Annotated in this window: 24 protein-coding genes and 2 riboswitches; all 24 genes read left to right on the forward strand. The window is 31.6% G+C overall.

What is annotated here, in order from left to right; all coding sequences use genetic code 11:
* The first annotated feature begins 33 nt into the window (after positions 1-33).
* The 24 genes from cobT to B5D41_RS02690 all read left to right on the forward strand — a co-directional run bounded on the left by cobT (position 34) and on the right by B5D41_RS02690 (position 23,185).
* Positions 34-1,092 (forward strand): nicotinate-nucleotide--dimethylbenzimidazole phosphoribosyltransferase, encoded by a 1,059-nt coding sequence (gene cobT, locus B5D41_RS02575; RefSeq protein ID WP_078809042.1) that lies wholly within the window; start codon positions 34-36, stop codon positions 1,090-1,092.
* A 106-nt stretch (positions 1,093-1,198) separates the two neighbouring features.
* Positions 1,199-1,699 (forward strand): ECF transporter S component, encoded by a 501-nt coding sequence (locus B5D41_RS02580; RefSeq protein ID WP_078809043.1) that lies wholly within the window; start codon positions 1,199-1,201, stop codon positions 1,697-1,699.
* Between the two features lie 34 nt (positions 1,700-1,733).
* The gene (locus tag B5D41_RS02585) at positions 1,734-2,471 is read left to right on the forward strand and encodes an AIR synthase related protein (protein ID WP_078809044.1); all 738 of its coding nucleotides are present in this window, start codon (positions 1,734-1,736) and stop codon (positions 2,469-2,471) included.
* A 72-nt stretch (positions 2,472-2,543) separates the two neighbouring features.
* A complete protein-coding gene (locus tag B5D41_RS02590) occupies positions 2,544-3,476 on the forward strand; it encodes a TIM barrel protein (RefSeq protein ID WP_078809045.1) in 933 nt (310 codons plus the stop codon).
* A gap of 130 nt (positions 3,477-3,606) precedes the next feature.
* A complete protein-coding gene (locus tag B5D41_RS02595) occupies positions 3,607-4,245 on the forward strand; it encodes an ABC transporter ATP-binding protein (protein ID WP_078809046.1) in 639 nt (212 codons plus the stop codon).
* Positions 4,246-5,037, forward strand: a complete 792-nt coding sequence (locus B5D41_RS02600; protein ID WP_078809047.1) for an ABC transporter permease — start codon at positions 4,246-4,248, stop codon at positions 5,035-5,037. It begins immediately after the preceding gene.
* Between the two features lie 115 nt (positions 5,038-5,152).
* The gene (locus B5D41_RS02605) at positions 5,153-5,488 is read left to right on the forward strand and encodes a carboxymuconolactone decarboxylase family protein (RefSeq protein WP_200806404.1); all 336 of its coding nucleotides are present in this window, start codon (positions 5,153-5,155) and stop codon (positions 5,486-5,488) included.
* 242 nt (positions 5,489-5,730) lie between these two features.
* Entirely contained in the window at positions 5,731-6,522 is a 792-nt protein-coding gene (locus tag B5D41_RS02610; RefSeq protein WP_078809048.1) for a DUF4198 domain-containing protein, read from the forward strand.
* A gap of 103 nt (positions 6,523-6,625) precedes the next feature.
* Positions 6,626-7,234 (forward strand): cobalt transporter CbiM, encoded by a 609-nt coding sequence (gene cbiM, locus B5D41_RS02615; RefSeq protein ID WP_078809049.1) that lies wholly within the window; start codon positions 6,626-6,628, stop codon positions 7,232-7,234.
* 8 nt (positions 7,235-7,242) lie between these two features.
* Positions 7,243-7,893, forward strand: coding sequence for a hypothetical protein (locus tag B5D41_RS02620; protein WP_078809050.1), 651 nt, complete (start codon positions 7,243-7,245; stop codon positions 7,891-7,893).
* A 5-nt stretch (positions 7,894-7,898) separates the two neighbouring features.
* Complete coding sequence (cbiQ, locus tag B5D41_RS02625) at positions 7,899-8,660, forward strand: cobalt ECF transporter T component CbiQ (protein ID WP_078809051.1); 762 nt, start codon at positions 7,899-7,901, stop codon at positions 8,658-8,660.
* Positions 8,661-8,751: 91 nt separating this feature from the next.
* Positions 8,752-9,009, forward strand: a riboswitch (cobalamin riboswitch).
* Positions 9,010-9,115: 106 nt separating this feature from the next.
* Positions 9,116-10,036, forward strand: a complete 921-nt coding sequence (locus B5D41_RS02630) for an ABC transporter substrate-binding protein (RefSeq protein WP_078809052.1) — start codon at positions 9,116-9,118, stop codon at positions 10,034-10,036.
* Positions 10,037-10,050: 14 nt separating this feature from the next.
* On the forward strand, positions 10,051-11,085 hold the full coding sequence (locus B5D41_RS02635) for a FecCD family ABC transporter permease (protein WP_078809053.1): 1,035 nt from the start codon (positions 10,051-10,053) through the stop codon (positions 11,083-11,085).
* 13 nt (positions 11,086-11,098) lie between these two features.
* Complete coding sequence (locus B5D41_RS02640; protein ID WP_078809054.1) at positions 11,099-12,376, forward strand: heme ABC transporter ATP-binding protein; 1,278 nt, start codon at positions 11,099-11,101, stop codon at positions 12,374-12,376.
* Positions 12,376-14,256 (forward strand): TonB-dependent receptor plug domain-containing protein, encoded by a 1,881-nt coding sequence (locus B5D41_RS02645; RefSeq protein WP_078809055.1) that lies wholly within the window; start codon positions 12,376-12,378, stop codon positions 14,254-14,256. The genes B5D41_RS02640 and B5D41_RS02645 overlap by 1 nt, the downstream gene beginning before the upstream one ends.
* Positions 14,257-14,290: 34 nt before the next feature.
* Positions 14,291-15,325 (forward strand): energy transducer TonB, encoded by a 1,035-nt coding sequence (locus tag B5D41_RS02650; protein WP_078809056.1) that lies wholly within the window; start codon positions 14,291-14,293, stop codon positions 15,323-15,325.
* Between the two features lie 14 nt (positions 15,326-15,339).
* On the forward strand, positions 15,340-15,957 hold the full coding sequence (locus B5D41_RS02655) for a MotA/TolQ/ExbB proton channel family protein (protein WP_078809057.1): 618 nt from the start codon (positions 15,340-15,342) through the stop codon (positions 15,955-15,957).
* A complete protein-coding gene (locus B5D41_RS02660; protein ID WP_078809058.1) occupies positions 15,947-16,351 on the forward strand; it encodes an ExbD/TolR family protein in 405 nt (134 codons plus the stop codon). Before B5D41_RS02655 ends, B5D41_RS02660 begins: the two co-directional genes overlap by 11 nt.
* Positions 16,352-16,683: 332 nt before the next feature.
* Positions 16,684-16,876, forward strand: a riboswitch (cobalamin riboswitch).
* 314 nt (positions 16,877-17,190) lie between these two features.
* A complete protein-coding gene (locus B5D41_RS02665) occupies positions 17,191-17,538 on the forward strand; it encodes a flavin reductase family protein (protein ID WP_078809059.1) in 348 nt (115 codons plus the stop codon).
* Position 17,539: 1 nt separating this feature from the next.
* On the forward strand, positions 17,540-17,971 hold the full coding sequence (gene tsaA / locus B5D41_RS02670; RefSeq protein WP_078809060.1) for a tRNA (N6-threonylcarbamoyladenosine(37)-N6)-methyltransferase TrmO: 432 nt from the start codon (positions 17,540-17,542) through the stop codon (positions 17,969-17,971).
* A 228-nt stretch (positions 17,972-18,199) separates the two neighbouring features.
* Positions 18,200-19,777 carry an ATP-binding protein gene (locus tag B5D41_RS02675; protein WP_078809061.1) on the forward strand — a complete coding sequence of 526 codons (1,578 nt, stop codon included), beginning with the start codon at positions 18,200-18,202 and terminating at the stop codon, positions 19,775-19,777.
* A 21-nt stretch (positions 19,778-19,798) separates the two neighbouring features.
* Positions 19,799-20,557 (forward strand): response regulator, encoded by a 759-nt coding sequence (locus B5D41_RS02680; RefSeq protein ID WP_078809062.1) that lies wholly within the window; start codon positions 19,799-19,801, stop codon positions 20,555-20,557.
* Between the two features lie 129 nt (positions 20,558-20,686).
* The gene (locus tag B5D41_RS02685; protein WP_078809063.1) at positions 20,687-21,916 is read left to right on the forward strand and encodes an NAD(P)-dependent malic enzyme; all 1,230 of its coding nucleotides are present in this window, start codon (positions 20,687-20,689) and stop codon (positions 21,914-21,916) included.
* A gap of 6 nt (positions 21,917-21,922) precedes the next feature.
* The gene (locus B5D41_RS02690) at positions 21,923-23,185 is read left to right on the forward strand and encodes a 3-isopropylmalate dehydratase large subunit (protein WP_078809064.1); all 1,263 of its coding nucleotides are present in this window, start codon (positions 21,923-21,925) and stop codon (positions 23,183-23,185) included.
* The last annotated feature ends 1 nt before the right edge of the window (position 23,186 follow it).

The raw sequence follows: 23,186 nt of genomic DNA on the forward strand, positions 1-23,186 counted from the left end.
ATAATAATTAAAATTGCTGAGGAGTTGATTATAATGGAATTATTAAAAGAGACAATTGCTAAAATTGATAGTTTAGATGAAAAAAAGATGGATGAAGCACAAGCGAGGTTAGATAGCTTAACTAAACCCCCAGGGAGTTTAGGTAAGTTAGAAGAAATAGCGATTAAATTGGCTGGAATCACTGAGGATTTATTTGCTAAGGTAGATCAGAAGGTACACGTTGTTATGGCTGGTGATCATGGAGTAGTAGAAGAAGGAGTCAGTACAGTTCCTCAGGCAGTAACAACACAGATGGTATATAACTTTCTAAATGAAGGAGCAGCTGTTAATGCTTTAGCAAACCAAGTGGGAGCAGAGGTAACTATAGTAGATATTGGAGTAGCTAGTGAGATAGAATCTGAAAAGTTGGTAGTAAAAAAAGTAAAGCCTGGAACTAATAATTTAGCTAAAGGTCCGGCTATGACTAAACAAGAAGCAATTGCTAGTATAGAAGCTGGAATTGAAGTGGTACAGGATTTAATTGATAATGGCGCTAATTTAATTGGAACTGGAGAGATGGGAATCGGTAATACTACCCCAAGTAGCGCTATCTTAACGATAATGACTGATCTGTCTTTAGATGAAACAGTAGGATATGGAACAGGAATTAATGATGAACAATTAAAGAAGAAGAAAGAGATAATTAAAGAAGCTTTAGAAGTTAATCAACCTCAAGAGGATGATGCTTTAGATATTTTAGCTAAAGTAGGTGGCTTAGAAATCGGAGGAATAGCGGGGGTTATGTTAGGGGCAACAGCCAATCAAACACCTGTAATGATTGATGGTTTAATTTCTGGGGCTGCAGCTTTAATTGCACAAAAATTAGAACCACAAGTAACTAATTATTTAATTCCATCTCACAAATCAGTAGAGCCTGGTCATATCAGAATGTATGAACTATTAGGTTTAGAACCAATGTTAGATATGGATATGAGATTAGGTGAAGGAACCGGTGCAGTATTAGGAATGAATTTAGTAGAGGCAGCTACTAGAATCATTAATGACATGGCGACACTCGAGGAAGCAGAAGTTGAAGCAAATAAGGCAGGTTAACAATTAATACATAACTATCATATGAGAGAGTAGATATCATAAACCACAGATAGCTTGGTTTATGAAGCGAAAATTGAAGTAAATAAGATAAATTGGAGGGAGAATAATGAATTCTAATACTCAATCTACAATCAAAGAAAATTTTTGGGAAACTAGACGATTAGTTAGAATGGCTTTGTTTATTGCATTAAGTGGATTAGGAGCATGGATTACATTTCCTAGTCCAATTGGGACTGTAGCTTTTGATTCTGGTCCTGGTTACTTCTTAGTTCTTTATGCTGGTGGTTTAGAAGGGGCAGTTGTATTAGGAATTGGACATTTAATTTCAGCACTTAAAGTAGGTTTTCCATTAGGACCTATTCATCTTTTAATTGGAGTTTTGATGTCAGGATGCGGGATAGTATTTTGGTATTTAAAAGAAAAACTTAATTTAATTATAGCAGCAATTGTTGTAAGTTTATTAAATGGAGTAGGAGTTACTGCTTTACTAATCCCTTTAGTTGGTATGGGCTTCTTTATCAGTATGACTCCAGTCTTATTAGTAGGTTCAGCAATTAATATTATTTTATCTATCTTAATTTATCGGTCATTGACCAAAATAGATTAAATTAGTTATAATAATAATTAGAGGTGACAATAAAATGCAAAGAGATATTTCAATAGTAGACTTGCCATCAAAGCAAAAGTTAATTATTGCTTGTGATTCAAGTGGAGGAATTGGTCCTAAAGCTAGAGATCAAGTGTCTGTATCTGGAGAGATAGTAGGTAAATTAGGGGTTCGGGTAGCTTTAATGGAAGTATTAGCTGTTAGAGCTACCCCCATAGCAGTAGTAAATACTTTAACTGTCGAGTATGAACCTACAGGAAAAGAAATTATATCTGGGATTAAACAAGAATTAGAAATGTTAGATTTAGATGTTGATAAAGTATTAAATGGAAGCACAGAAGAAAATATTCTCACTGGTGAAACAGGAGTAGGGATTACCGTAATTGGAATCTCTAATACTGAAGATTTAAGATTGGCTAACTCACGTGCTGGTGATATTCTAACTGCTATTGGAATACCAAAAGTTGGTGAAGATGTGTTGGATTCAAAAGAAGAAGTTATAGATTTAGATACTATGAAGAAACTAATAAAATTAAATTATATTTACGATATCTTACCTGTCGGTTCCAAAGGTATTAAGTATGAAGCAGAATTATTAGCAGATATGAATAATTTAAATCTTGATTTAGTTGAAACAGATATAGACTTACAGAAATCTGCTGGACCATCTACAGTATTATTAGTCACTTTACCTAAAAATAGGATGACTGATTTACAAAAAGTAATCTATAAGCCAATTAATTTAATAGGTTCTCTTTATTCAATAACTTAGTTGCAGGAATTAGTGGATGATACTTAGAAATAGAAAATATACTTTTATATAATTAAGAATGGGGAAGATAAAATGAAGAGGCTATTTAATCTAAGTGCTTATAATTTAGATTGGTTTAATAATGATTGGCAACAAGTAGAAAAATTCTGTAAGAAGAATGGTCTAGTTGGAGTTGAATTATTAGCTAAAGGGGTCAATGAAAATATTTGTATAGAAAAGATTCCTATTAAATTGATAAAAGGGATGCATTTATCTTATTATTTAAATTGGTTACCATTAAAGACAGGAGAGAAGCAAGAATTAAATTTAAGTGAGATAATTGATAATTATCGTCAAGAGTTAAGGCTAGCTTCTAAATTAGAAGTAGATTATGTTATATTTCATGCTAGTCATACTAGTATGGAGGAAATATTTACTGGTAACTTTAAGTATACTAATAAAGAAATATTGATAGAGGTAGCTAATATTATCAATGAAGTATTAGTTGATTTAGATTTAAATTTTAAATTACTATTTGAAAATTTATGGTGGAATGGATTGACCTTTTTAAATAAGACGTCTGCTTTAAATTTTCTTGATAAAATTAACTATGAGAATAAAGGATTTCTATTAGATACTGGTCATTTAATGAATACTAATCTTAAATTAAGAGATGAAGCCGATGGTTTAGAATATATTAAGAGAATATTAGCTGATTTTCAACAAGATTCAGATTTGTTTTATGGGGTTCACTTACATAAATCATTATCAGGTATTTATCGGCAGAATAATACAGATAAACTGTATGAAGAATTTAAAGATAGTAATGACTTAGATAAGAAAAGTAGGTTAACACATCAACTTATCTTTAATACAGATCAACATTTACCGTTTAGTAATAAAGTACTTAATGAGATGTTGCAAATAATTGAACCAATATATATTACTCATGAATTTACTTGTGCTACTAAAGAGGAATTTAATAATTATTTAAAAATTCAAGAAAGAGCTTTACAAGGAGAATAATAAAAATTGAACCTATTTAGATATCCCTAGTCTTATTTTTATAAGATTAGGGATTTTTATTGAAAAAATGAATTTATAATAAAGGATATACAAATTAAATTCTAGAAAAAGTATCAGGAGGTGTAGAATTATGTTTATTCTACAGGATGTTAAGTTTAAGAATATTTTAGTAATTGATGAATTAGAGATTCCTGCTCATAAGATATCTTGTATTATCGGTCCTAGCGGTGCTGGTAAATCTACTTTACTTAGGTTAATAAATAATCTGATTAGTGTAGACCAAGGCCAAGTATTATATCGAGAAAAGAATGTTGAGGAAATTAACCCTATTAATTTACGTAGAGAAGTGATGATGTTACCACAAAAACCAGTTACATTTTCGGGAACGGTTAGAGATAATTTAGAGATTGGCTTTGAGCTGACAGAAAGAGAAGTTCCTAAAGAAAGTATTATGAAGCAGATACTAAATAGAGTGCAATTAGATAAAGATTTGGCTTTTCAAGCTAAAAAGTTATCAGGTGGTGAGAAACAACGTTTATCTTTAGCGCGGATCTTATTACTAAAACCAGAAGTTTTATTATTAGACGAGCCCTCCTCTGCTTTAGATGAAGAGACAGAAAAACTAATTATTGAAGAAGTAGTTAGATATGTTAGAGAGAATAATAAGACTTCACTGATGATTACCCATTCTAAACGGGTAGCTGAAACTTATGGAGATAAAATTATTATGCTTAACAGCGGAAAAGTAATTGATGAGGTGGAAAATTAAATGAATCAGCAAGAAATTCTCAATCTTCAGTTATGGCAATTAATTATTGCTTATTCTTTTATAATGGTTTTGTTAATAATCTTTAAAACTAGGGGATTCGATAAAGAACAGGAAATTATTTTATCAATGGTGCGAATGACTATTCAGTTAGTCTTAGTAGGTTATGTGCTTTCTTATGTATTTGAGCAGAGTAATTATTTATTTACGTTAATAATAATTATTATTATGGAAGCTTTTGCTATTAATAATATTTATCAACGGGTTCAGCAAAGAATCAGTTTAAAGTTTAAGAAAGTTATAGCTTTAGCGATGGTTATGGGAACTTTAGTTAGTATGATCTATTTTATTATAATTGTTATTAATTTAAGACCTTGGTATGAGGCAAGGTATTTTATTCCTCTAGCTGGAATGTTAATTGGTAATTCAATGACCGGGATTTCCTTGGGAGTAGAGCGCTTGATTTCTGGAATAAAAGATAATAGAGATAAAATTGAGGCTACTTTGATGTTAGGAGCAACTCCTAAAAAAGCAACGCGAGAAGTCGTTAATGCTGCTTTTAATGCTGCTATTCTACCTACAATTAATTCGATGATGGGAATGGGAATTGTCTTTTTACCGGGGATGATGACCGGGCAGATTCTTTCAGGAAGTTCACCGATTACGGCAATAAAGTATCAGATAATTATTATGTTAGGGATTTTAGCTAGTGTTTCGTTAACGGTATTTATCTTAGTTAATTTAGGTTATAAGACCTTATTTAATGAAAGGGCACAGTTGGTTAGCGGCGAATAATAGGTTTTAGTATAAAAAAGTTTAAAAATATGAAGGGATTTTTTACAAAATAAAGAATATATATGTATAGTGTTACTAAAAATATATTTGTGTTATCAAAAAAGGAGGGATATCTTTGAAAGCAGATGAGGTTTTAGAAGGGTTAGTTAAAGGACAAGACGAATTAAAAGAAGAGATTCCTGAACAGATGAAGAAGTTTAAAGATTTTTCAAAGAGTGTTATGAAAGATGGTGCTTTATCTAAAAAACAGAAGAAATTAATTGCTTTAGGAGCAGCTTTAGCTAAGAGATGTGATTATTGTATTGTGAAGAATTTAAATGAAGCTATTGAACTAGAGGCTAGTAAAGAGGAAATTTTAGAAGCAGCTAGTGTAGTAATGTTGTTAGATGGTGGACCAGGCGTAGCTTATAGTACTTTCTTACTTGAAAAATATAATGAGCTTACAGAGTAGATATCAATTACTTCTTCCCTTTTCTCTATTGGGAGAAGGGGAGAATTTTTTAAAAACAAAGAAGGTTTTTTTTAACAAATAAAGAATATATTTAATATAGATAATATTAAATATAAGTTTTGTGTTATTTTTTTGAGTATGTTGTGTTACTTTTTTAGTTAAAGGTGTTATATAATAAAAGGAGATATTTTAAAAGGGAAGTTAGGTTGAAAGTATTATTAAAATATTAGGGGGGAGTAAGAATGAAGAAACGAATTTTAACGTTACTAATAACTTTGGTTTTAATAATGGGGATGACAGTAATAGCTTCAGCTCATTTTCAAATGATTTTACCATCTGATGATATGGTGTCACAAGGAGAAAATAGAAAGGTTAATTTAAATCTTCTTTTTACCCATCCAATGTCAGCTGCAGAGGTAATGGATATGGAACAGCCAAATAAGTTTGGTGTATTACACAAAAGAGAAAAGACTAATTTATTAGAAAGTTTAGAATATCAAGAAGTTATGGGAGGTAAGGCTTTTGAAGCATCATATAGAATAAAAGGATTTGGCGATTATATATTTTACTTAGAACCAGGGCCTTATTGGGAGCCGATGGAGAATAAATACATTACTCATTGTACTAAGGTAGTAGTTAATTCAATGGCGGTGACTACTGATTGGGATAGAGAAGTTGGTATGAAGGCAGAAATTGTTCCTTTAGTTAGACCATATGGGCTTTGGACTGGAAATAATTTTAGAGGGATTGTTAAGAAGAATGGGAAACCGGTTCCGTACGCTGAAATTGAAGTAGAATATTTTAATCAAACTAGATTTCCTTCATTAAAGGGAGATAATTATGAAAGTGTTGAGGTACCAAATGATAACTTTATTACGCAAGTGATTAAAGCTGATAAGAATGGAGTTTTTTCTTATTCAATGCCGAAAGCTGGCTGGTGGGGATTTTCCGCTTTAATGGAAGGAAAAAAGATTAACGGAAAAGATCATGAACTAGGTGCTTTAATGTGGGTAAAGACTTATGATATGAAATAAATCAATTGAAAGTGAAGAGTGCTAGAAAGATGATATATATTTCTTTCAGCATGTATTCTGTCTAAATAATGTATATAAATCAATTTTAAGAAGGTGTGGTATTATGCATATTTCAGAAGGAGTACTTTCTGCACCAGTTTTAATTTCTGGTGGAGCAGTTACATTAGCAGGAATGACTATAGGTTTAAAACAGATTAAGGATAAAGATATTCCTAAAACTGCTATAGTTTCAGCAGCTTTATTTGTAGCGTCACTTATTCATGTACCTGTAGGTCCAACTAATATACATTTGATTTTAAATGGAATTGCTGGGATTTTATTAGGTTGGCGGGTATTTCCCGCTTTCTTTATAGCATTCTTTCTCCAAGGAATACTTTTTCAATTCGGAGGAATTACTACTTTAGGAGTAAATGTAGTTATCATGGCATTACCAGCTGTAATTTGTTATTATCTATTTAAGATTTTACTTAAGATTAGTAATGAAGATAATTTAGTTAGTTTAGGAATTATATCTTTTATTTGTGGGGCTTTAGCTGTGGTTTTGGCTGCATTATTAATGGCTGTGTCATTGATTTTTACTGAAGAATCTTTTTTAACAATGACTAAAATGGCTATTATATCTGAGTCTCCATTGATGATCATTGAAGGAATTGTAAGTGCATTCTGTTTGATTTTTATTAAAAAGGTTAAACCTGAAATTTTGAGAGGATGATAATAGATATGAAAAATTATAAATCTGTTAATTTGTTTAGCCTGATTTTAATGGTTGTTATAATGATTACTTTAATAGCTATGCCTGTCTATGCTCATAGGGTTGTAGCATATGCTTATATCAGTGGAGATAGTATAGTAGTTGAAGCAGCTTTTGGTAATGGTGCTCCTATCAATGAGGGATTGGTGGAGGTGTATGGTCCCAAAGGTAAATTGCTGTTAGAAGGAAAGACTGATGCTAAGGGAGTATATAAATTTAAAATTCCCCAAAAGTCTGATTTGAAAATCGTAGTAGGTAGTAAAATGGGACATCAGGCTCAATATAGTATAAAAAAAGAAGAGCTCCCAGAAATAGATGTTCAAAACTCTACTGAAACAGAATTATCTAATCAAAATTCAATAAATGAAGAATCATCTGTAACCGATATTAATAATACTCACGATGAATCTACTAAAGTGGACAAAGGTAAATTTATTAGCAAAGAAGAATTTCGTTCTATTCTTCAAGATGAATTGGCTAAACAAGTAGCGCCATTAAATAAAAAAATAACTCAACTACAACGAAAAAAAGGACCGGGTATTACTGAAATTTTAGGAGGGATTGGTTATATATTTGGTTTAATGGGAGTTGTATTTTATTTTAAAGCGAAAGGGGAGTAGATGGTATGTTTAATGAGAAGTTTGCAAATGGATCTACTTGGGTTCATGAATTAGACCCACGTTTAAAAATTATAATAACTATGTTGTTGGCTACAATTGCTGCAGTAGGAAGTAATATTTCAATGTTATTACAAATTTTTCTTTTGGCATCTTTCTTTTTAGTATCTGCTAGGTTAGATGTTAAACAAGTTTTAAAACGTTTGTTGATTATTAATACCTTTATATTCTTTATGTGGTTATTTATACCTTTTACTTATCCAGGAGAAGGTTTGTTTCAAATAGGTCCTTTGACTGCTTCTTGGGCTGGTATTATGTATGCAATAAGGATAACAATTAGATCAAATGCGATCATGATTATAGTAATTTCTTTACTGTCTACTTCTACTATAGCTTCATTAATGCATGCACTAAAATGTCTTTATGTACCTGAAAAGCTAATTTATTTATTCTTTTTTGTTTATAGATATATATATGTAGTAGGTAATGAATTAAAAAGTCTTCAGAATGCTATGAAAGTCAGAGGGTTTAAACCAGAAACTAGTTTACATTGTTATAAGTCTTATGCTTATTTAGTAGGAATGTTAATTATAAAGAGTTATGAACGTTCAATACGAGTTTATAGGGCTATGTTAGCTCGGGGATTTAAGGGGAAATTATATATTCAAGATGATTTTAAGATATCTCCTCGAGACATAGTGGTTTTAGCTGGTACTTTAGTTTGTTTAAGTTGGTTCGTAGTATTAGAGCAGGGGATTATTTCAATTTAGTTTTTTATTATTAAGCAGGACTTTTTTGGAATTTATAGAATATCATACATTGAAGGATAATAAATTAATATTTAGCATGAATTATTAAAATTTAATATCGTAATAGTTAGGTGCCTTTCTAAGTAGCTTTGAAAGGAGAATAGGGAATCAGGTGAGAATCCTGAACGGGCCCGCCACTGTGACTGGTAAAAAAGCAATTGACAATTAAAAGTTAAGAGCTAAAAGTCAAAAGTAGATTAATAGTTAATTGCTAAAGGATGATAAGACCACTTGGATATTTAAGTGTTCAGGGAAGGTTAAGTTTCTTACAGCCAGAAGTCAGGAGACCTGCCTAACTGTTAAACCTACTGAATCTTCGGTAACAAGAGGGTAGGTGATTAGTATCTAGCTAATTATCCCTAATCTTGGTTATCGAGGTTAGGTTTTTTTATTTTGATTTGAAAGGGGCGACAGAAATGAAATATAAGAAGAATTTAATTTTAGTACTAACGTTGTTAATTTTATTCACTGGAAGCACTCTTATTAAAGCTGCAAGTTACCCTATAAAGATTACTGATGATTTAGGTAGGCAGGTTTTAATTAAAGATAAGCCTCATAGAATTATTTCTTTAGCACCAAGTTATACTGAAACATTATTTACTTTAGGTTCAGAAAAAGAATTAGTAGGAGTGACTAAGTATGCTGACTATCCACAAGCTGCTATTAAAATTCAGAAAGTAGGCACAATTAAAGAGCCTAATTTAGAAAAAATAATTCAATTAAAACCAGATTTAGTTTTAGCAGCTGAAATCACACCTGAAAGAATAATAAATCGATTGGATCAATTAGGAATCAAGGTTATTGGTTTAGGTCCACAGAATATTAATGAAATTATTGAGACTATAGAGATTATCGGTAGAGCAACTGGACAGTGGCAGGAAGCCAATGATTTAACTACTGATATGAAGAATAGAGTTACACGAGTGCAAAAATTAATAAAGAAACATTTGGAAAAGGAGCAAAGACCAAAAGTGTTTTATGAACTTTGGAATAATCCATTATATACAGCAGGGCCAGATACATTTATTGATAATTTAATTTATTTAGCTGGAGGAATAAATATTGCTCAGAATGCACTAGGAAAATGGCCTCAATATAATACTGAAGTTTTATTAGCTCAGAATCCCGATGTTTATTTTATTGCTAATCGTGATGAAGATATTAATAAAAAGAAACAAGAGATTGAAAGTAGAGATAACTTCAAAAACATTGCAGCAATCAAAAATAATAAAATTTACTTCTTTAATCCTGATATAGTTCATAGAGCTGGGCCTCGAATAGTTATTGCTTTAGAGAAGATGGCTAAGGCGATACATCCTAAAAAATCGTTAAAGTAAGAGAGTTGATAAATATGTTAGAGCAGAAGATGAAATGGAGAGGAATTGTTTTAGGTTTAATTATTTGTTTATTTCTAATTATAGTAATGGCTACTGGATTAGGGGCGGTTAATATTCCATTTTCTGAAGTAGCTGAAGTTTTAATAAATAAAGTGCAATTTTTAGATAATGGAGGGCAAGCAGGCGTTAATCAGACTATTATCTTTAAGATTAGATTACCAAGAGTCTTATTAGCAGGATTAGTAGGATTAGCATTAGCTACTTCGGGGACTGTTTTTCAAGCTTTATTGAAGAACCCAATGGCTGACCCTTATATTATAGGTATTTCTTCTGGAGCTTCATTAGGAGCCGCTTTAGGAATGATTTTAGATTTAGGAGCTAATTTTTTAGGACTAAATATAATTCCTATATTTGCTTTTGTAGGTGCTTTAATTACTACATTTATTGTTTATAATTTAGCTAAAGTTGGACAGAAGGTTTCAGTAGCGACTCTATTATTAGCAGGAGTAGCAATGGGTTCTTTCTTATCTGCTATTGTGTCATTATTGATGGTCTTTAATGATGAGAATATGCACCAGATTGTCTATTGGATTATGGGAAGCTTGGCTTCAAAAGGTTGGGCAGATGTAAAAATGGTATGGATTTATGTTTTAGTTGGTTATATTATAGTACATATTTTAGCTAAAGACTTAAATATTATGCTATTAGGTGAAGAGGCAGCACAGAGTTTAGGTATTGAAGTAGAAAAGATGAAGAGGATTATATTAATTGTTGGTGCATTGCTAGCTGGTGCAGCTGTAGCCGGGAGTGGAGTAATAGGGTTTATAGGTTTAATTATTCCCCATATTGTGAGGCTGTTAGTGGGGCCAGATCATAGGATTTTAATTCCTAGTTCAGCTTTAGTAGGTGCAATCTTTCTAATATTAACTGATACTTTAGCAAGAACAGTAATTGCACCTACTGAAATTCCTGTAGGAATTATAACATCATTATTGGGTGGACCGTTCTTTATTTATCTATTGAATCAGAAGAAGACTACAGGGTTTTAGGAGGAAAGTAAAAATGGCAATTAAACTTGCAGTTGATAATTTAAGTTATAAATATGATCAATTAAAGATTTTGGATAAAGTTAATTTTGCTATAAAAGAAGGAGAATTCATAGGATTAATCGGTCCTAATGGTTCTGGTAAGTCTACTCTATTAAAGAATGTCAATTCTATTCTGAAACCTGATGATGGTAAAGTATATTTAGATAACTTTGATTTACAAGAATTGAGGAAGAAAAAATTGGCTAAGAAATTAGCTGTTGTACCCCAAAATACTAATGTGAGCTTTGATTTTACAGTTAAAGAGGTAGTATTGATGGGACGGGCGCCTTATATTGGCAGGTTTAAAGGTGAGACAGAAGAGGATTACATGATAGCAAAGGAAGCAATGAAGCTAACTAATACTCTTCAGTTAGCTGATAGACCGATTAATCAGTTGAGTGGAGGAGAGCGACAACGGGTAATCATAGCTCGGAGTTTGGCTCAAGAGCCAGAAGTTTTATTATTAGATGAACCTACTTCTAATTTAGATATAAATTATCAATTAGAGATTATGAATCTTTTAAAAGAACTTAATCGAAAGCAAGAATTAACAATTTTAATTGTAATTCATGATTTAAATTTAGCGTCTGAATATTGTGATAAGCTACTTTTATTGAATGAAGGTAATATTTATAAATTTGGCACACCAGAAGAAGTGATTACTACTGAGAATATTGAAAAGGTTTATGGCTCTAAGGTGATAGTAAAGAAGCATTATCCAAGTAATAAGCCTTATGTAACTATTCTCGAAAATAATTATATACCTACAGAAAAGTTAGACCACAAGGTTCATGTAATCTGTGGTGGTGGAACAGGAAGGGAATTAATTGGTGATTTAGTTGAACAAGGTTATCAGGTTAGTTGTGGTGTAGTCAATGAACATGATTCAGATTGGGAGGTTGCTAAATCTTTTGATGTTGAGATTATAGATGAAGAGCCTTTTGCTGCTATTAGCCAAGATAGTTATCAAGCTAATTTAGATAGGATAAAGAAGGTAAATACAGTAGTATTAACTGAGATTCCTTTTGGTTCAGGGAATTTACTAAATCTAAAAGCTGCTCTTTGGGCAGTTGAAAATGACAAAAAGGTTATAATTATTAATCAGCAAAAGTTATCTAATAGAGATTATACTGGAGGAAAAGGGAAGAGCTTATTTAAGGAGATACTTAAAAGAGGGGGAATAGAAGTTAATGATTCATATGGAGTTTTAGATAAAATTAATCAATATAAAGATATAGAGGGGGAAGAGTAATGAGAAAAAGTTTAACTTTTATTTTAATATTTGTTTTAGCATTAAATCTGTTAGTAGTGCCAGCTGTATTGGCTAAAGAGAAGGAAGAAAAGCAGGTAGAAAAAGAAGAGGTAAAGAAGGAAGAAGAGCCGGAAATAAGCTATACTATGGATGAATTAGTAGTTATCGCTTCTAAGCACCCGGAGAGATTATCAGAAACATCGGTGAGTGTAGAAGTTATTGATGAAGAGGAGATTGAAAAGAAGAATGCTCATAATGTTGCGGATGTTTTGAGAGATGTAGCTGGGGTGAACATTAGAGATAATGGTGGAATAAGCGGCCAGAAAACTATTAGTATTCGTGGTTCAAGTGCTGAACAAGTTTTGGTTTTGATTGATGGACAGCCGGTAAATAGTAGACAGAATGGACAGATTGATTTGAGTTTATTACCAGTTGATCAAATTGAAAAAATTGAAGTTTTAAAAGGACCTGCTTCTGCTATTTATGGAGCTAATGCTTTAGGTGGAGTAGTTAATATTACTACTAAAAGTGGTAGTGAGGAACCAGTTACCAAGGTAGACACCAAATTTGGTTCTTTTAAAACCCGTGAAGTGACTTTAACCCATAGAGGGAGTAAGGAAAATTTAAATTATAATTTAACAATATTAAAGAAAAACTCAGATGGACATCGTGAAAATAGTGAAATAGATCAGTCAAATATTTTTACTAAGTTTAATTATGAGTTAAATAATAATTCAGACTTAACTATGTCTTTTAAATATGATGATTCTGATAGAGGAGCTCCAGGTACAATAAATTATCCAACTCCAAATGCTGAACAATTAGATGAAGATGTTAGTTCTAATTTACAATGGCAAAGACAACTTAATAATATAGATCAAAAATTAAGTGTTTATTATAATGAACATAAAAGTATTTTTGATAATCCTGATCGGTTTGAGTATAGTAAACATGATACTAAAAGAACAGGTATAACTTTTGATCAAACTAATTATTATGGAGAACATACTTTAACTTATGGATTGGAACTAAAGAAGAATAAAATTAACAGTACTGATAATGGGAAACATGATAATTTAAATAAGGCATTTTTTATTCAAGATATTTGGGACATGAATGATGCCTTGAAGTTTAATTTCGGTGGTCGGTATGATAACCATGAAATGTTTGGTTCCAACTTTAGTCCACGCATGGGAATAGTTTATCAAATTAGTTCTAAATTGAATTTACATACTTCAGTTGGGAAAGCTTATAGAACACCAACATTTAATGAACTGTACTGGCCTTATCAAGACTTTGGTTCTTGGGGGATATATGAAGGGAACCCTGATTTAGACACAGAGTCAATTACAGCTTATGAGACAGGATTAAGATATTTAAATGATAATTTTAAAGGTGAAGTAAATTTATTTAAAAAGGATGCTGACAATTTAATTAATTGGAATGAAGGTAACGACGGAATTAAGCGACCTTATAATGTTGATGAAGCAGATATAAAAGGAGTTGAATTAATTTTAACTAAACAATTAAGTAAAAATATTTTTACTGATTTTAATTATACTTATTTAGATGTTAGAGATGGGAAAGGTCAGCGATTGGATTACAAACCATACCACACAGCTAATATTGGATTGAATTATAATAAAAATGAAGTTAATGTAAGCTTAAGTGGTGAATTTATAGGTAGTAGATATTATAGTGATGGAGATTATATATTACCTAGTTATTTTATAGCTGATTTAAAATTAAGCAAATTGTTAACAAAAAATGCAGAAGTGTCACTTGAAATAAATAATTTGTTTGATCGTAATTACGAAGTTATAGAAGAATTTTCAATGCCAGGTCGAAATGTAATGATAGAGCTTAGCAGAGAATTTTAATCTAAAATAATTAAAAGAATGGAGGGTTATTACAATGAATCTAATCAAGAAAACAAAAGAGTTCATAACACCTTTAAAAGTAGCTTTTATAATAGCATTAGGGTTACATGTAGTTCTATTTAATCTATTCCCTTACTTAATTAAGTCCAATGGGCTAAAACAAAATAAGAAGGACTTTGTCCAAAAAGTAAGGTTTAGTATGGCTACAGCTAGTGCTCAAAGTAATAACCCTTCATCTAATAAGAAAGAGACTACGAAGAAAGTAGCTAATAAAAAAGAAGAGCCAAAACCAAAGAAAGAACCTAAACCGAAAAAGAAACCTAATCCAAAAGAAAATAAAGTGCAAAACAAGAAGGTTAAGAAAGCAGTGAAGAAAGATCCAAAGAAGAAGCAAATACAGAAGAAACCTAAAAAAGAGATAGATAAAGTAAAGAAGAAAGAAGAACCAAAGGTTAAAAAAGTCAAAAAGAATAAACCAAAGCCTAAACCAAAACCGAATCCTAAAAAGGAAGAGGTAGAAAAAATAGTTAAAAAAGAAAAAGAGAAGGTTGAAGAAAAAGTAATAAAGGAAGTCAAGAAAGAAGAAGTTAAAGAATCTGAGCAGAAAGTAGTTAAGAAAGAAGTTGAAGAGAAACCTAAAGAAGAGCCTAAAGAGAAAGAAGAACCTAAGGAAAAGGTTGAGGCTGAAAAACCAAAAGAGGAAGAGGTTGAAAATGAACCTAAACCTAAAAAACAGACCGTAAGTAAGCCTTCTAAAAGAAGAATAGACTTAACTAATGGTAAGGTTAAACCAGGGGTGATTCCTCCATCATTAGTTAAACAGGAGCGTCCTATGTATCCTGAAATGATGCGAAGACGAGGAATTGAGGGTAAGGTAGTTTTAAAAGTGTTAATAGATTATCAAGGTAAAGTAGAAAGAATTAAAGTGAAGCAGTCTTCTGGATATCAACAGTTAGATCTAGCAGCAAAGAAAGCAGTTCAAAGTTGGCGATTTAATTCTGCTCAAGTAGATAATCAGAGAGTAGAAAGCTGGGTATTAATCCCTATTAACTTTAGATTAAGAGCTTAGAGAGGTGGTAGAATATGCAATACTTATTAGCTAAAGGTGGATTAATAATATATCCGCTACTATTATGTTCACTAGTAGTAGTAACAATTGCACTTGAAAGGTTATATAGATTTTCTAAGATTTCTAATGAGTTATCTGATAATTTGATGGATAAAATTAAGCAGAATATAAAGAATAAAAACATTAAAGATGCTGTTAAAGTCACTGAAGAAGTTAGAGGACCAATTGGAAATATTCTAAAGAAAGGAATACTGAATATAGATAAATCACCTCAAGAGATGGAAGAACAAATGGCTGAGGCTAAACTAGAAGAGTTTCCTAAGTTAGAGAAGCATTTAGGACTTTTAAGTTTTATCGGTAAGATTAGTCCTTCATTAGGATTATTAGGAACAGTAACAGGAATGATTAAGACATTTCAAGTTCTATCTATGAATGGAGAGCCTCAACAATTAGCTGGAGGAATTTCTGAAGCATTAACTACAACGGCGACTGGATTGGTTATTTCGATTCCAGCCTTAGGGGCCTATTATTACTTTACTAATAAACTACAAAATATAGTTATCCATGCAGAAAAGCGAGAGAAAGAGTTAATCAACCATATTAAAGAGGTAGGGACTACCAATGAAGTATAAAGTTAAAAAAGATGATTTAGAAGTAAATTTAGCTCCTATGATTGACGTAGTATTTCTTTTGCTTATCTTTTTCATGGTAGCATCTACTTTGAATTTAAGAGAAGTAAAGTCTAATATTCAACTGCCAGATACTAAGGTGGTTGAAACTAAAAAGGAGACAGAGATTAATCTTTCAATTACTAAGGATGGCCAGATATATTTAGGTAAGGCTGAAGTTAGTTTAGAAGAACTAGAGAATAGATTAAAAAGTAGATTTAATCAGGCTAACAAAAATAATCTTACTATTTTTGCTGATAAAGAGGTTCCTTTTCAGAAAGTAGTTAAGGTAATGGATGTAGCCAAAAGATTAAAGGTTAGTAATTTAAGCTTTGCATTACATAGGACTAATAATTAAGGGAAAGAAGATTAGTGTTAATATCTACAACACCATTGGGAGATTCTATTTATCTTTAAATGGAGGTTATCGAGAGGACTTAACAGCTTCTACTTATAAAGAGCATTTAAGTTAACTGATGCAGGTAATCATTCTAAATTAGGAGTAGTTAGTTCACTCTATATTCATCTTATGGATCAATTTAGATGGAGATTACTAAGTAAAGAAGAAGTTGAATTAGAAGCTATTTTACTATTAGAGAATCTTCAAAGATATTTTATATTTAGAAAATTCAAACAATTAACTTGACTAATAGGTATAATTAATATATAATTATATTAATTCACAATTAAATATGAATTTATATTTTAGGTTTAATAGAAATCTCACTGTTAATTAAAAGGGAAGAACGGTGTAAATCCGTCACGGTCCCACCACTGTAACTAGTAGATTTAATTTATTATACCACTTAGATTATTATCTAGGGAAGGCTGCTTTTAATCTTAAACTAGGAGTCAGGAGACCTGCCTAAAGTATTAGTAATATTACTCACGAGGATGGGGATATTTATTGAGTAATATAACCCTCCTTTCTCTAATGAGAGAAGGGATTTTTTAAGTTATAAGTAAGCACTTTATTTCTAATCATGTTAAACCCATAATATTAATTCATTTTAACCTCAATCTTATTTATAAGGTTGAGGTTCTTTTTTTGTGATTAATAAAAATATTAAGTGAAATAACAAAAAAACAAATTATATAAAGGTATTTATTAACATTTAAAGAATATAGTGTATATAATGTCACAAATAATATATTTGTGCTACTGCTTTATCTGAATAATCTTAAGGAGGAGTGATTATGAAATTAGAACTAAATGATTTTCAAAATCTTTTACCAGTACCTTTAACTGTAATTACAACAATAGATACAGACGAAATTCCAAATGCAGCACCTTATGGATGTGTAATGTCGGTTCTAAAATCATTAGATATTATTGCTCTTGCTTCTGCTATACCTAGAGATACTTTACAGAATATTAGAGAGACTAGAGAGTTTGTAATTAACGTTATGGGTGAACCATCTTTACAAAAGACCATGCAATGTGCTAAAGATTATGCATCAGAAGTTAATGAATTAGAAGAAACTGATCTTAGTACAATAAGATCAAATTTAGTTAAACCACTAAAAGAAAGAGAGAGTGATTAAAATGTCTAAATTTAATTTTATTGGGATGGTTCGTAGTAAATTTAAAGAACCTATTGATCCTAAAGAAATGAGAAAAGAAGAAAGTACTATTGTGATTAATCCTAAATATGTGGAAGGATTAGATGGTATTGCAGAGAATGATTATTTACAAATACTCTTTTATTTTCATCTTTCAGAAGGATATGAACTTAAAGGGGCAAGGAGTTATGGTAAGCCAAGAGGAGTTTTTGCTTCACGTAGTTCTAGAAGGCCAAGCCCGATTGGAGTTACTACGGTGGAATTGTTAGAAAGAAGAGATAATGAATTAGTCGTAAAAGGGTTAGATGCTATAGATGGAACTCCGATTTTAGATATTAAACCTTATACTGCAATTATGGATGATGCCCAAAAGAATATTGAGGAAGAACTCAAAAAAAATCCTAAAACTACCTGAATATGTTCCTGTTTTTGAAGATAAACTCATGATCTTATTAACCATAGTAGTCAATACGTATTGACTACTATGGTTTTTTGATTTTGAATGTAGATGGTTATGGAGTTTAGAGGAGAATACAGAAATATAAAGTAATAAAATGAAGGAATAGTTTGAAAAATGTTGAAATAGTAATTATGAACTATATGTACTAAATTATAATTTAATGTGATATAGGAGGACTTTTAAATGAGTACCCGTTTTTCTTTGAGGTTCAAAATAATGGTTTTAGTAATACTAATTTTAAATTTAGTATTACTTTTGGTAGGAACTATTATAATCGACCATATGCGTGATTTAGAAATTAATCAATTAAAAAAGAATGCTATGGATATAGCTCAATCAGTTGCTAGAATCCCTAGTATAGCGAATAGTATAGGATTAGAACGAAATATAAGTGATATTCAATCGATTGCTGAAAAAATCAGAAAAAATACTCAGGCAGACTTTGTTGTAGTTATGGGGATGGACGGAATTCGTTATTCACATCCAAAAAAAGATAGATTGGGGGAGCATTTTGTAGGAGGAGATGAATTAAGAGTTTTAAATAAAGGAGAGTCTTATATCTCCCAAGCAGTGGGCACTTTAGGTCCTTCTATTAGAGCCTTTGTACCTATAAAGCGAGGAGATAGACAAGTAGGAGCGGTAGCAGTAGGGATTTTATTGAAGGATATTGAAAAACGAATAGGTGCTATTTCTAAATCTATTTATATTGCTTTATTATTTGGAGATATATTAGGAATAATAGGTTCAATTTTATTAGCTAATAACGTAAAGAAGAGCATTTTTGGTTTAGAACCTATAGAGATTGCTAAACTTTTACAAGAAAAGAATGCCATAATTGATTCTATAAAGGAAGGTATTATAGCTATAGATAAAGATGAACAGATAACTTTAGCTAATAGAGAAGCGAAGAGTATTTTAAATTATGATGCAGAATTGCATGGGAGTAAAATTACTAAAGTAATTACGAGCACTAAGTTACCGAGATTATTAGTGACCGGAGAGCCAGAGTTTAATCAAGAGCAAATTATCAATGATACGATTATTTTAACTAATCGAGTACCTATTATCATTGAAGACGAAGTAGTCGGAGCAGTAGCATCTTTTAATAAGAAAACAGAGGTTCAAAGGTTAGCTAAAGAATTAACCGGAGTAAAGAAGTTTGTTGACGCTTTAAGGAGTCAGAATCATGAATTTATGAATCATCTTCATACCATATCAGGTTTAATTCAGTTAGGAGAGTATGATAGTGCACTTAGTGTAATATCAAAAGTTACACATGCTAAACAAGAATTTACTACATTCGTAATGAAAAGGATTAAATTAAATGAAATTGCTGGGCTTTTATTAGGTAAATTTGATCGAGCTAATGAATTGAATATAGATTTTAAAATAGCTCCAAATAGTAATTTATCACAGGCTTCATCTTCAAATGTCAAAGAAAGATTAATTACTATTATTGGTAATTTGCTTGAAAATGCTATGGATAGTTTAGACTGCAATAATATTAAAAATAAAAAAGTTAGGTTAGGAATTTTTGAAGAAGAAGAGTCTTTACAAGTTGTAGTTAGAGATTCTGGTATAGGAATTCCTGTAGAATTGCAGACTAAAATATTTAATCGTGGATTTTCTACTAAGGAAGGAGACTCTCAAGGCATAGGATTGGACCTAGTTAAGAGAAATGTAGATATTTTAGGAGGTGATATTGAACTAAATTCCGAGCAGGGAGTAGGGAGCGAATTTATAATAACTATTCCTTATTAATTAATAGAGGAGTGGTACTAATTGCAAGAAGAAATAAAAGTTATAGTGATTGATGATGATCCTATGGTTTCACATCTTAATCGCAAATATACTGAAAAAGTTGTAGGATTTAAGGTGATAAATGAAGTCAATATTGATAATAATATGATAATTAATCAAGATGATTTAAAAGAGGCAGATTTGTTGTTATTAGATATTTATTTACCTGGCCAAAATGGAATTGATATTTTAAAAAATATTAGAGAGTCTAATCATAACAAAGATGTAATTATAATTAGTGCTTCTAAAGAACCCCAACATATTAGTGAGGCTATGCAGTGGGGAGTGGTTGACTATTTGATTAAACCATTTACTTTTGACAGGTTTAAAAAATCATTACATGAGTATAAAAAAAGAAAAAATAGTTTAGCAACCGAGGATGGTTTAGACCAAAAGACAATTGACTCGTTAATGGGTAAGGATGAAAATGTTAATGGGACAATTGATTCAATAGATGACGAATATTTTGATAAGAAAAGAGATAAAAATACGAGGGAGAAAGAAAGCTTTATAAGAGATTTACCTAAAGGATTGAATGATGTGACATTAAATAATATAAAAGATTTCATGAGAAAAGAAGGAGAGAAATTTTCTACAAAAGACATTGCTAAGAATTTAGGATTAGCTAGAGTTACTGGACAACGTTATTTAAAGTATATGGCCGATGAAGGAATAGTAGAAATTCTTCGAGAGTATGGAGGAGTAGGTAGGCCAAAACATTATTATAAATTGACTGAATGAATCAGGAATTCCCTGATTCATTTTTTATTTTTAAATTTTTTTGATCTTTTTGAACATTATGTACTTTTACTTGTTATTTGAAGTTTCTTTTTTTATACTTATAACAAATGTTGAGAGGAGGGAATTGTAATGAGTGCAAAAGTTGAAGCATTACAATTACACAAAAAATATCGAGGGAAATTAATGGTAAATACCAAAGTACAAGTACGCAATGGGCGTGATTTAGCATTAGCTTATACACCAGGGGTGGCAGAACCATGTAAAGAGATTAATCAAGATATTAATAAGGTATATGAATATACTGCAAAGAGTAATTTAGTGGCTGTTGTTTCTGATGGAAGTGCGGTCTTAGGGTTAGGTAATATTGGAGCAGAGGCTTCTTTACCAGTAATGGAAGGGAAATCTGTGCTTTTTAAAGAGTTTGGTGGGGTAGATGCATTTCCTATCTGTGTTAATACTCAAGATGTAGAAGAAATTGTAGAGACGGTAAAGCGATTAGAACCTACATTTGGTGGAGTTAATTTAGAAGATATCGCATCTCCTAGGTGTGTGGAAATTGAAGAAAGATTAAAGGCTGAAACGAATATACCAATTTTTCATGATGACCAACATGGAACAGCTATTGTGGTACTAGCTGGTTTAATTAACGCACTAAAATATGTAAAGAAAGATATTGAAGATACCAAGGTAGTGATTAATGGTGCTGGTTCAGCTGGAATAGCAATTGCTAAATTATTATTAAGTGTAGGAGTTAAAGATGTAATTATGTGTGATATTTTCGGAATCTTACATCCTGATGAAGAAGAAATGAATTCACTTCAAGCTGAGATAGCTGAAATAACAAATCAAGAAAGATTAACCGGTGATTTAGCAGCAGCTATGGAAGGTGCAGATGCTTTTATCGGAGTTTCAGCTCCAAATGTTGTTTCAAAAGAGATGGTAACAAGTATGGCCGATGATGCTATTTTGTTTGCCATGGCTAATCCAGTACCAGAGATTCTACCAGATGAAGCTAAAGAAGCAGGAGCAACAGTAGTTGGAACTGGACGTTCTGATTTTGCTAATCAAGTTAACAATGTTCTAGCTTTTCCAGGAATCTTTAGAGGAGCATTAGATGTACGAGCCACTGATATTAATGAGGAAATGAAGGTAGCAGCAGCATATGCAATAGCTAATTTAATATCTGAAGAAGAATTAAATGCTGAATATGTAATTCCTGATCCTTTCGACAAAAGAGTAGTACCTAAGATTGCTGCTGAAGTAGCAAAAGCGGCTATTAAAAGTGGGGTTGCTCAAATAGAGATTGATTATGATACGGAATTAGAAAATGTAAAGAAGTTAATGGCTAAGGAGGAGTGAAGTAAGATGCATGCAATTGAAAAATATTTGGCTAAAGCAGCCAATAAAGAGAGGGTTTCTACTGGAGAGATTGTGACTGCCAAGGTTGATTTAGTGGAGGTTAATGATCTCTATTTACAGGTAATTAAATCATTTAAAGAAATGGGAGGAGATAAGGTCTGGAATCCAGATAAAGTTTCATTTGTCTTTGACCATTATAGTCCTACTCCTACAATTAAAGCTGCAGATAATCATAAAAAGATGAGAGAATTCTGTCGAGAACAAGATATAGATCACTTATTTGATATTAATGCAGGAGTCTGTCATCAAGTTTTACCAGAGGCAGGGTTAGTACACCCTGGAATGATTTTGGTAGCTACTGACTCCCATACAACAACACATGGGGCATTTGGAGCTTTTGGTACTGGCGTAGGTGCAACTGATTTAGCAACAATATTGTTATCTGGTGAACTGTGGTTTAAAGTGCCTGAAATTATTAAGATAAAAATAGATGGTGAACTAAAACCAAATGTTATGGCTAAAGATGTAATATTGCATATTTTGGGTGAATTAAAACAAGATGCAGCTGTATATAAGGCTATAGAATTTACAGGTTCTGTAGTAGAGGAAATGTCTGTAGCTGAGCGTATGGTTCTATGTAATATGTCAGTTGAGATGGGGGCCAAAACTACTTATATTAAGCCAGATCAAAAGACTTTAGATTACTTAGAGCCAAGAGTAAACAGAGAATTTGAGATTGTAGAAACTGATGAAGATTTTGAATACGTAGAAGTTCATCATTTTGATGTGAGTGATTTAGATCCATCTGTAGCTAAGCCACATAGTATTGATAATGTTGATAAAGTAAGTAATGTAGTAGGAGAAAAGGTTGATCAAGTATTTATAGGAACTTGTACCGGTGGTAGAGTGAATGATATACGGGTGGCAGCTGAAATTCTAGAAGGTAAAAAGATTGCAGATGATATACGATTAGTTGTGATTCCTGCATCTGATGAAGTTTATAAGACGGCAATGGAGAAAGGTTATATTCAAACATTAGTTGATAGTGGAGCTACAATTTCAGCGCCAGGTTGTGGACCATGTTTAGGTGCTCACCAGGGAGTATTGGCTGATGGAGAGACATGTGTGGCTACGTCTAGTAGAAACTTCCCAGGTAGAATGGGTAGTACAGGAGCAAAGGTGTATAGTGCATCACCGGCAACTGCTGCTTTAACTGCATTAAAAGGTAGTTTAGCTGACCCAGGTGAATTAAAAGGGAGGGGAGAATAAG

This window comes from Selenihalanaerobacter shriftii (assembly GCF_900167185.1).
GTDB classification, from domain to species: domain Bacteria; phylum Bacillota; class Halanaerobiia; order Halobacteroidales; family Acetohalobiaceae; genus Selenihalanaerobacter; species Selenihalanaerobacter shriftii.

Bases quoted from the DNA above. Each gene is read 5' to 3' on its own strand.
- B5D41_RS02585 (WP_078809044.1), top strand. From the start codon at position 1,734: ATGCAAAGAGATATTTCAATAGTAGACTTGCCATCAAAGCAAAAGTTA.
- B5D41_RS02655 (WP_078809057.1), top strand. From the start codon at position 15,340: ATGCAATACTTATTAGCTAAAGGTGGATTAATAATATATCCGCTACTA.
- B5D41_RS02640 (WP_078809054.1), top strand. From the start codon at position 11,099: ATGGCAATTAAACTTGCAGTTGATAATTTAAGTTATAAATATGATCAA.
- B5D41_RS02610 (WP_078809048.1), top strand. From the start codon at position 5,731: ATGAAGAAACGAATTTTAACGTTACTAATAACTTTGGTTTTAATAATG.
- B5D41_RS02620 (WP_078809050.1), top strand. From the start codon at position 7,243: ATGAAAAATTATAAATCTGTTAATTTGTTTAGCCTGATTTTAATGGTT.
- B5D41_RS02645 (WP_078809055.1), top strand. From the start codon at position 12,376: ATGAGAAAAAGTTTAACTTTTATTTTAATATTTGTTTTAGCATTAAAT.
- B5D41_RS02650 (WP_078809056.1), top strand. From the start codon at position 14,291: ATGAATCTAATCAAGAAAACAAAAGAGTTCATAACACCTTTAAAAGTA.
- cbiM (WP_078809049.1), top strand. From the start codon at position 6,626: ATGCATATTTCAGAAGGAGTACTTTCTGCACCAGTTTTAATTTCTGGT.
- B5D41_RS02690 (WP_078809064.1), top strand. From the start codon at position 21,923: ATGCATGCAATTGAAAAATATTTGGCTAAAGCAGCCAATAAAGAGAGG.
- B5D41_RS02665 (WP_078809059.1), top strand. From the start codon at position 17,191: ATGAAATTAGAACTAAATGATTTTCAAAATCTTTTACCAGTACCTTTA.
- cobT (WP_078809042.1), top strand. From the start codon at position 34: ATGGAATTATTAAAAGAGACAATTGCTAAAATTGATAGTTTAGATGAA.
- B5D41_RS02660 (WP_078809058.1), top strand. From the start codon at position 15,947: ATGAAGTATAAAGTTAAAAAAGATGATTTAGAAGTAAATTTAGCTCCT.
- B5D41_RS02580 (WP_078809043.1), top strand. From the start codon at position 1,199: ATGAATTCTAATACTCAATCTACAATCAAAGAAAATTTTTGGGAAACT.
- B5D41_RS02600 (WP_078809047.1), top strand. From the start codon at position 4,246: ATGAATCAGCAAGAAATTCTCAATCTTCAGTTATGGCAATTAATTATT.
- tsaA (WP_078809060.1), top strand. From the start codon at position 17,540: ATGTCTAAATTTAATTTTATTGGGATGGTTCGTAGTAAATTTAAAGAA.
- B5D41_RS02675 (WP_078809061.1), top strand. From the start codon at position 18,200: ATGAGTACCCGTTTTTCTTTGAGGTTCAAAATAATGGTTTTAGTAATA.
- B5D41_RS02595 (WP_078809046.1), top strand. From the start codon at position 3,607: ATGTTTATTCTACAGGATGTTAAGTTTAAGAATATTTTAGTAATTGAT.
- B5D41_RS02635 (WP_078809053.1), top strand. From the start codon at position 10,051: ATGTTAGAGCAGAAGATGAAATGGAGAGGAATTGTTTTAGGTTTAATT.
- B5D41_RS02630 (WP_078809052.1), top strand. From the start codon at position 9,116: ATGAAATATAAGAAGAATTTAATTTTAGTACTAACGTTGTTAATTTTA.
- B5D41_RS02685 (WP_078809063.1), top strand. From the start codon at position 20,687: ATGAGTGCAAAAGTTGAAGCATTACAATTACACAAAAAATATCGAGGG.
- B5D41_RS02590 (WP_078809045.1), top strand. From the start codon at position 2,544: ATGAAGAGGCTATTTAATCTAAGTGCTTATAATTTAGATTGGTTTAAT.
- cbiQ (WP_078809051.1), top strand. From the start codon at position 7,899: ATGTTTAATGAGAAGTTTGCAAATGGATCTACTTGGGTTCATGAATTA.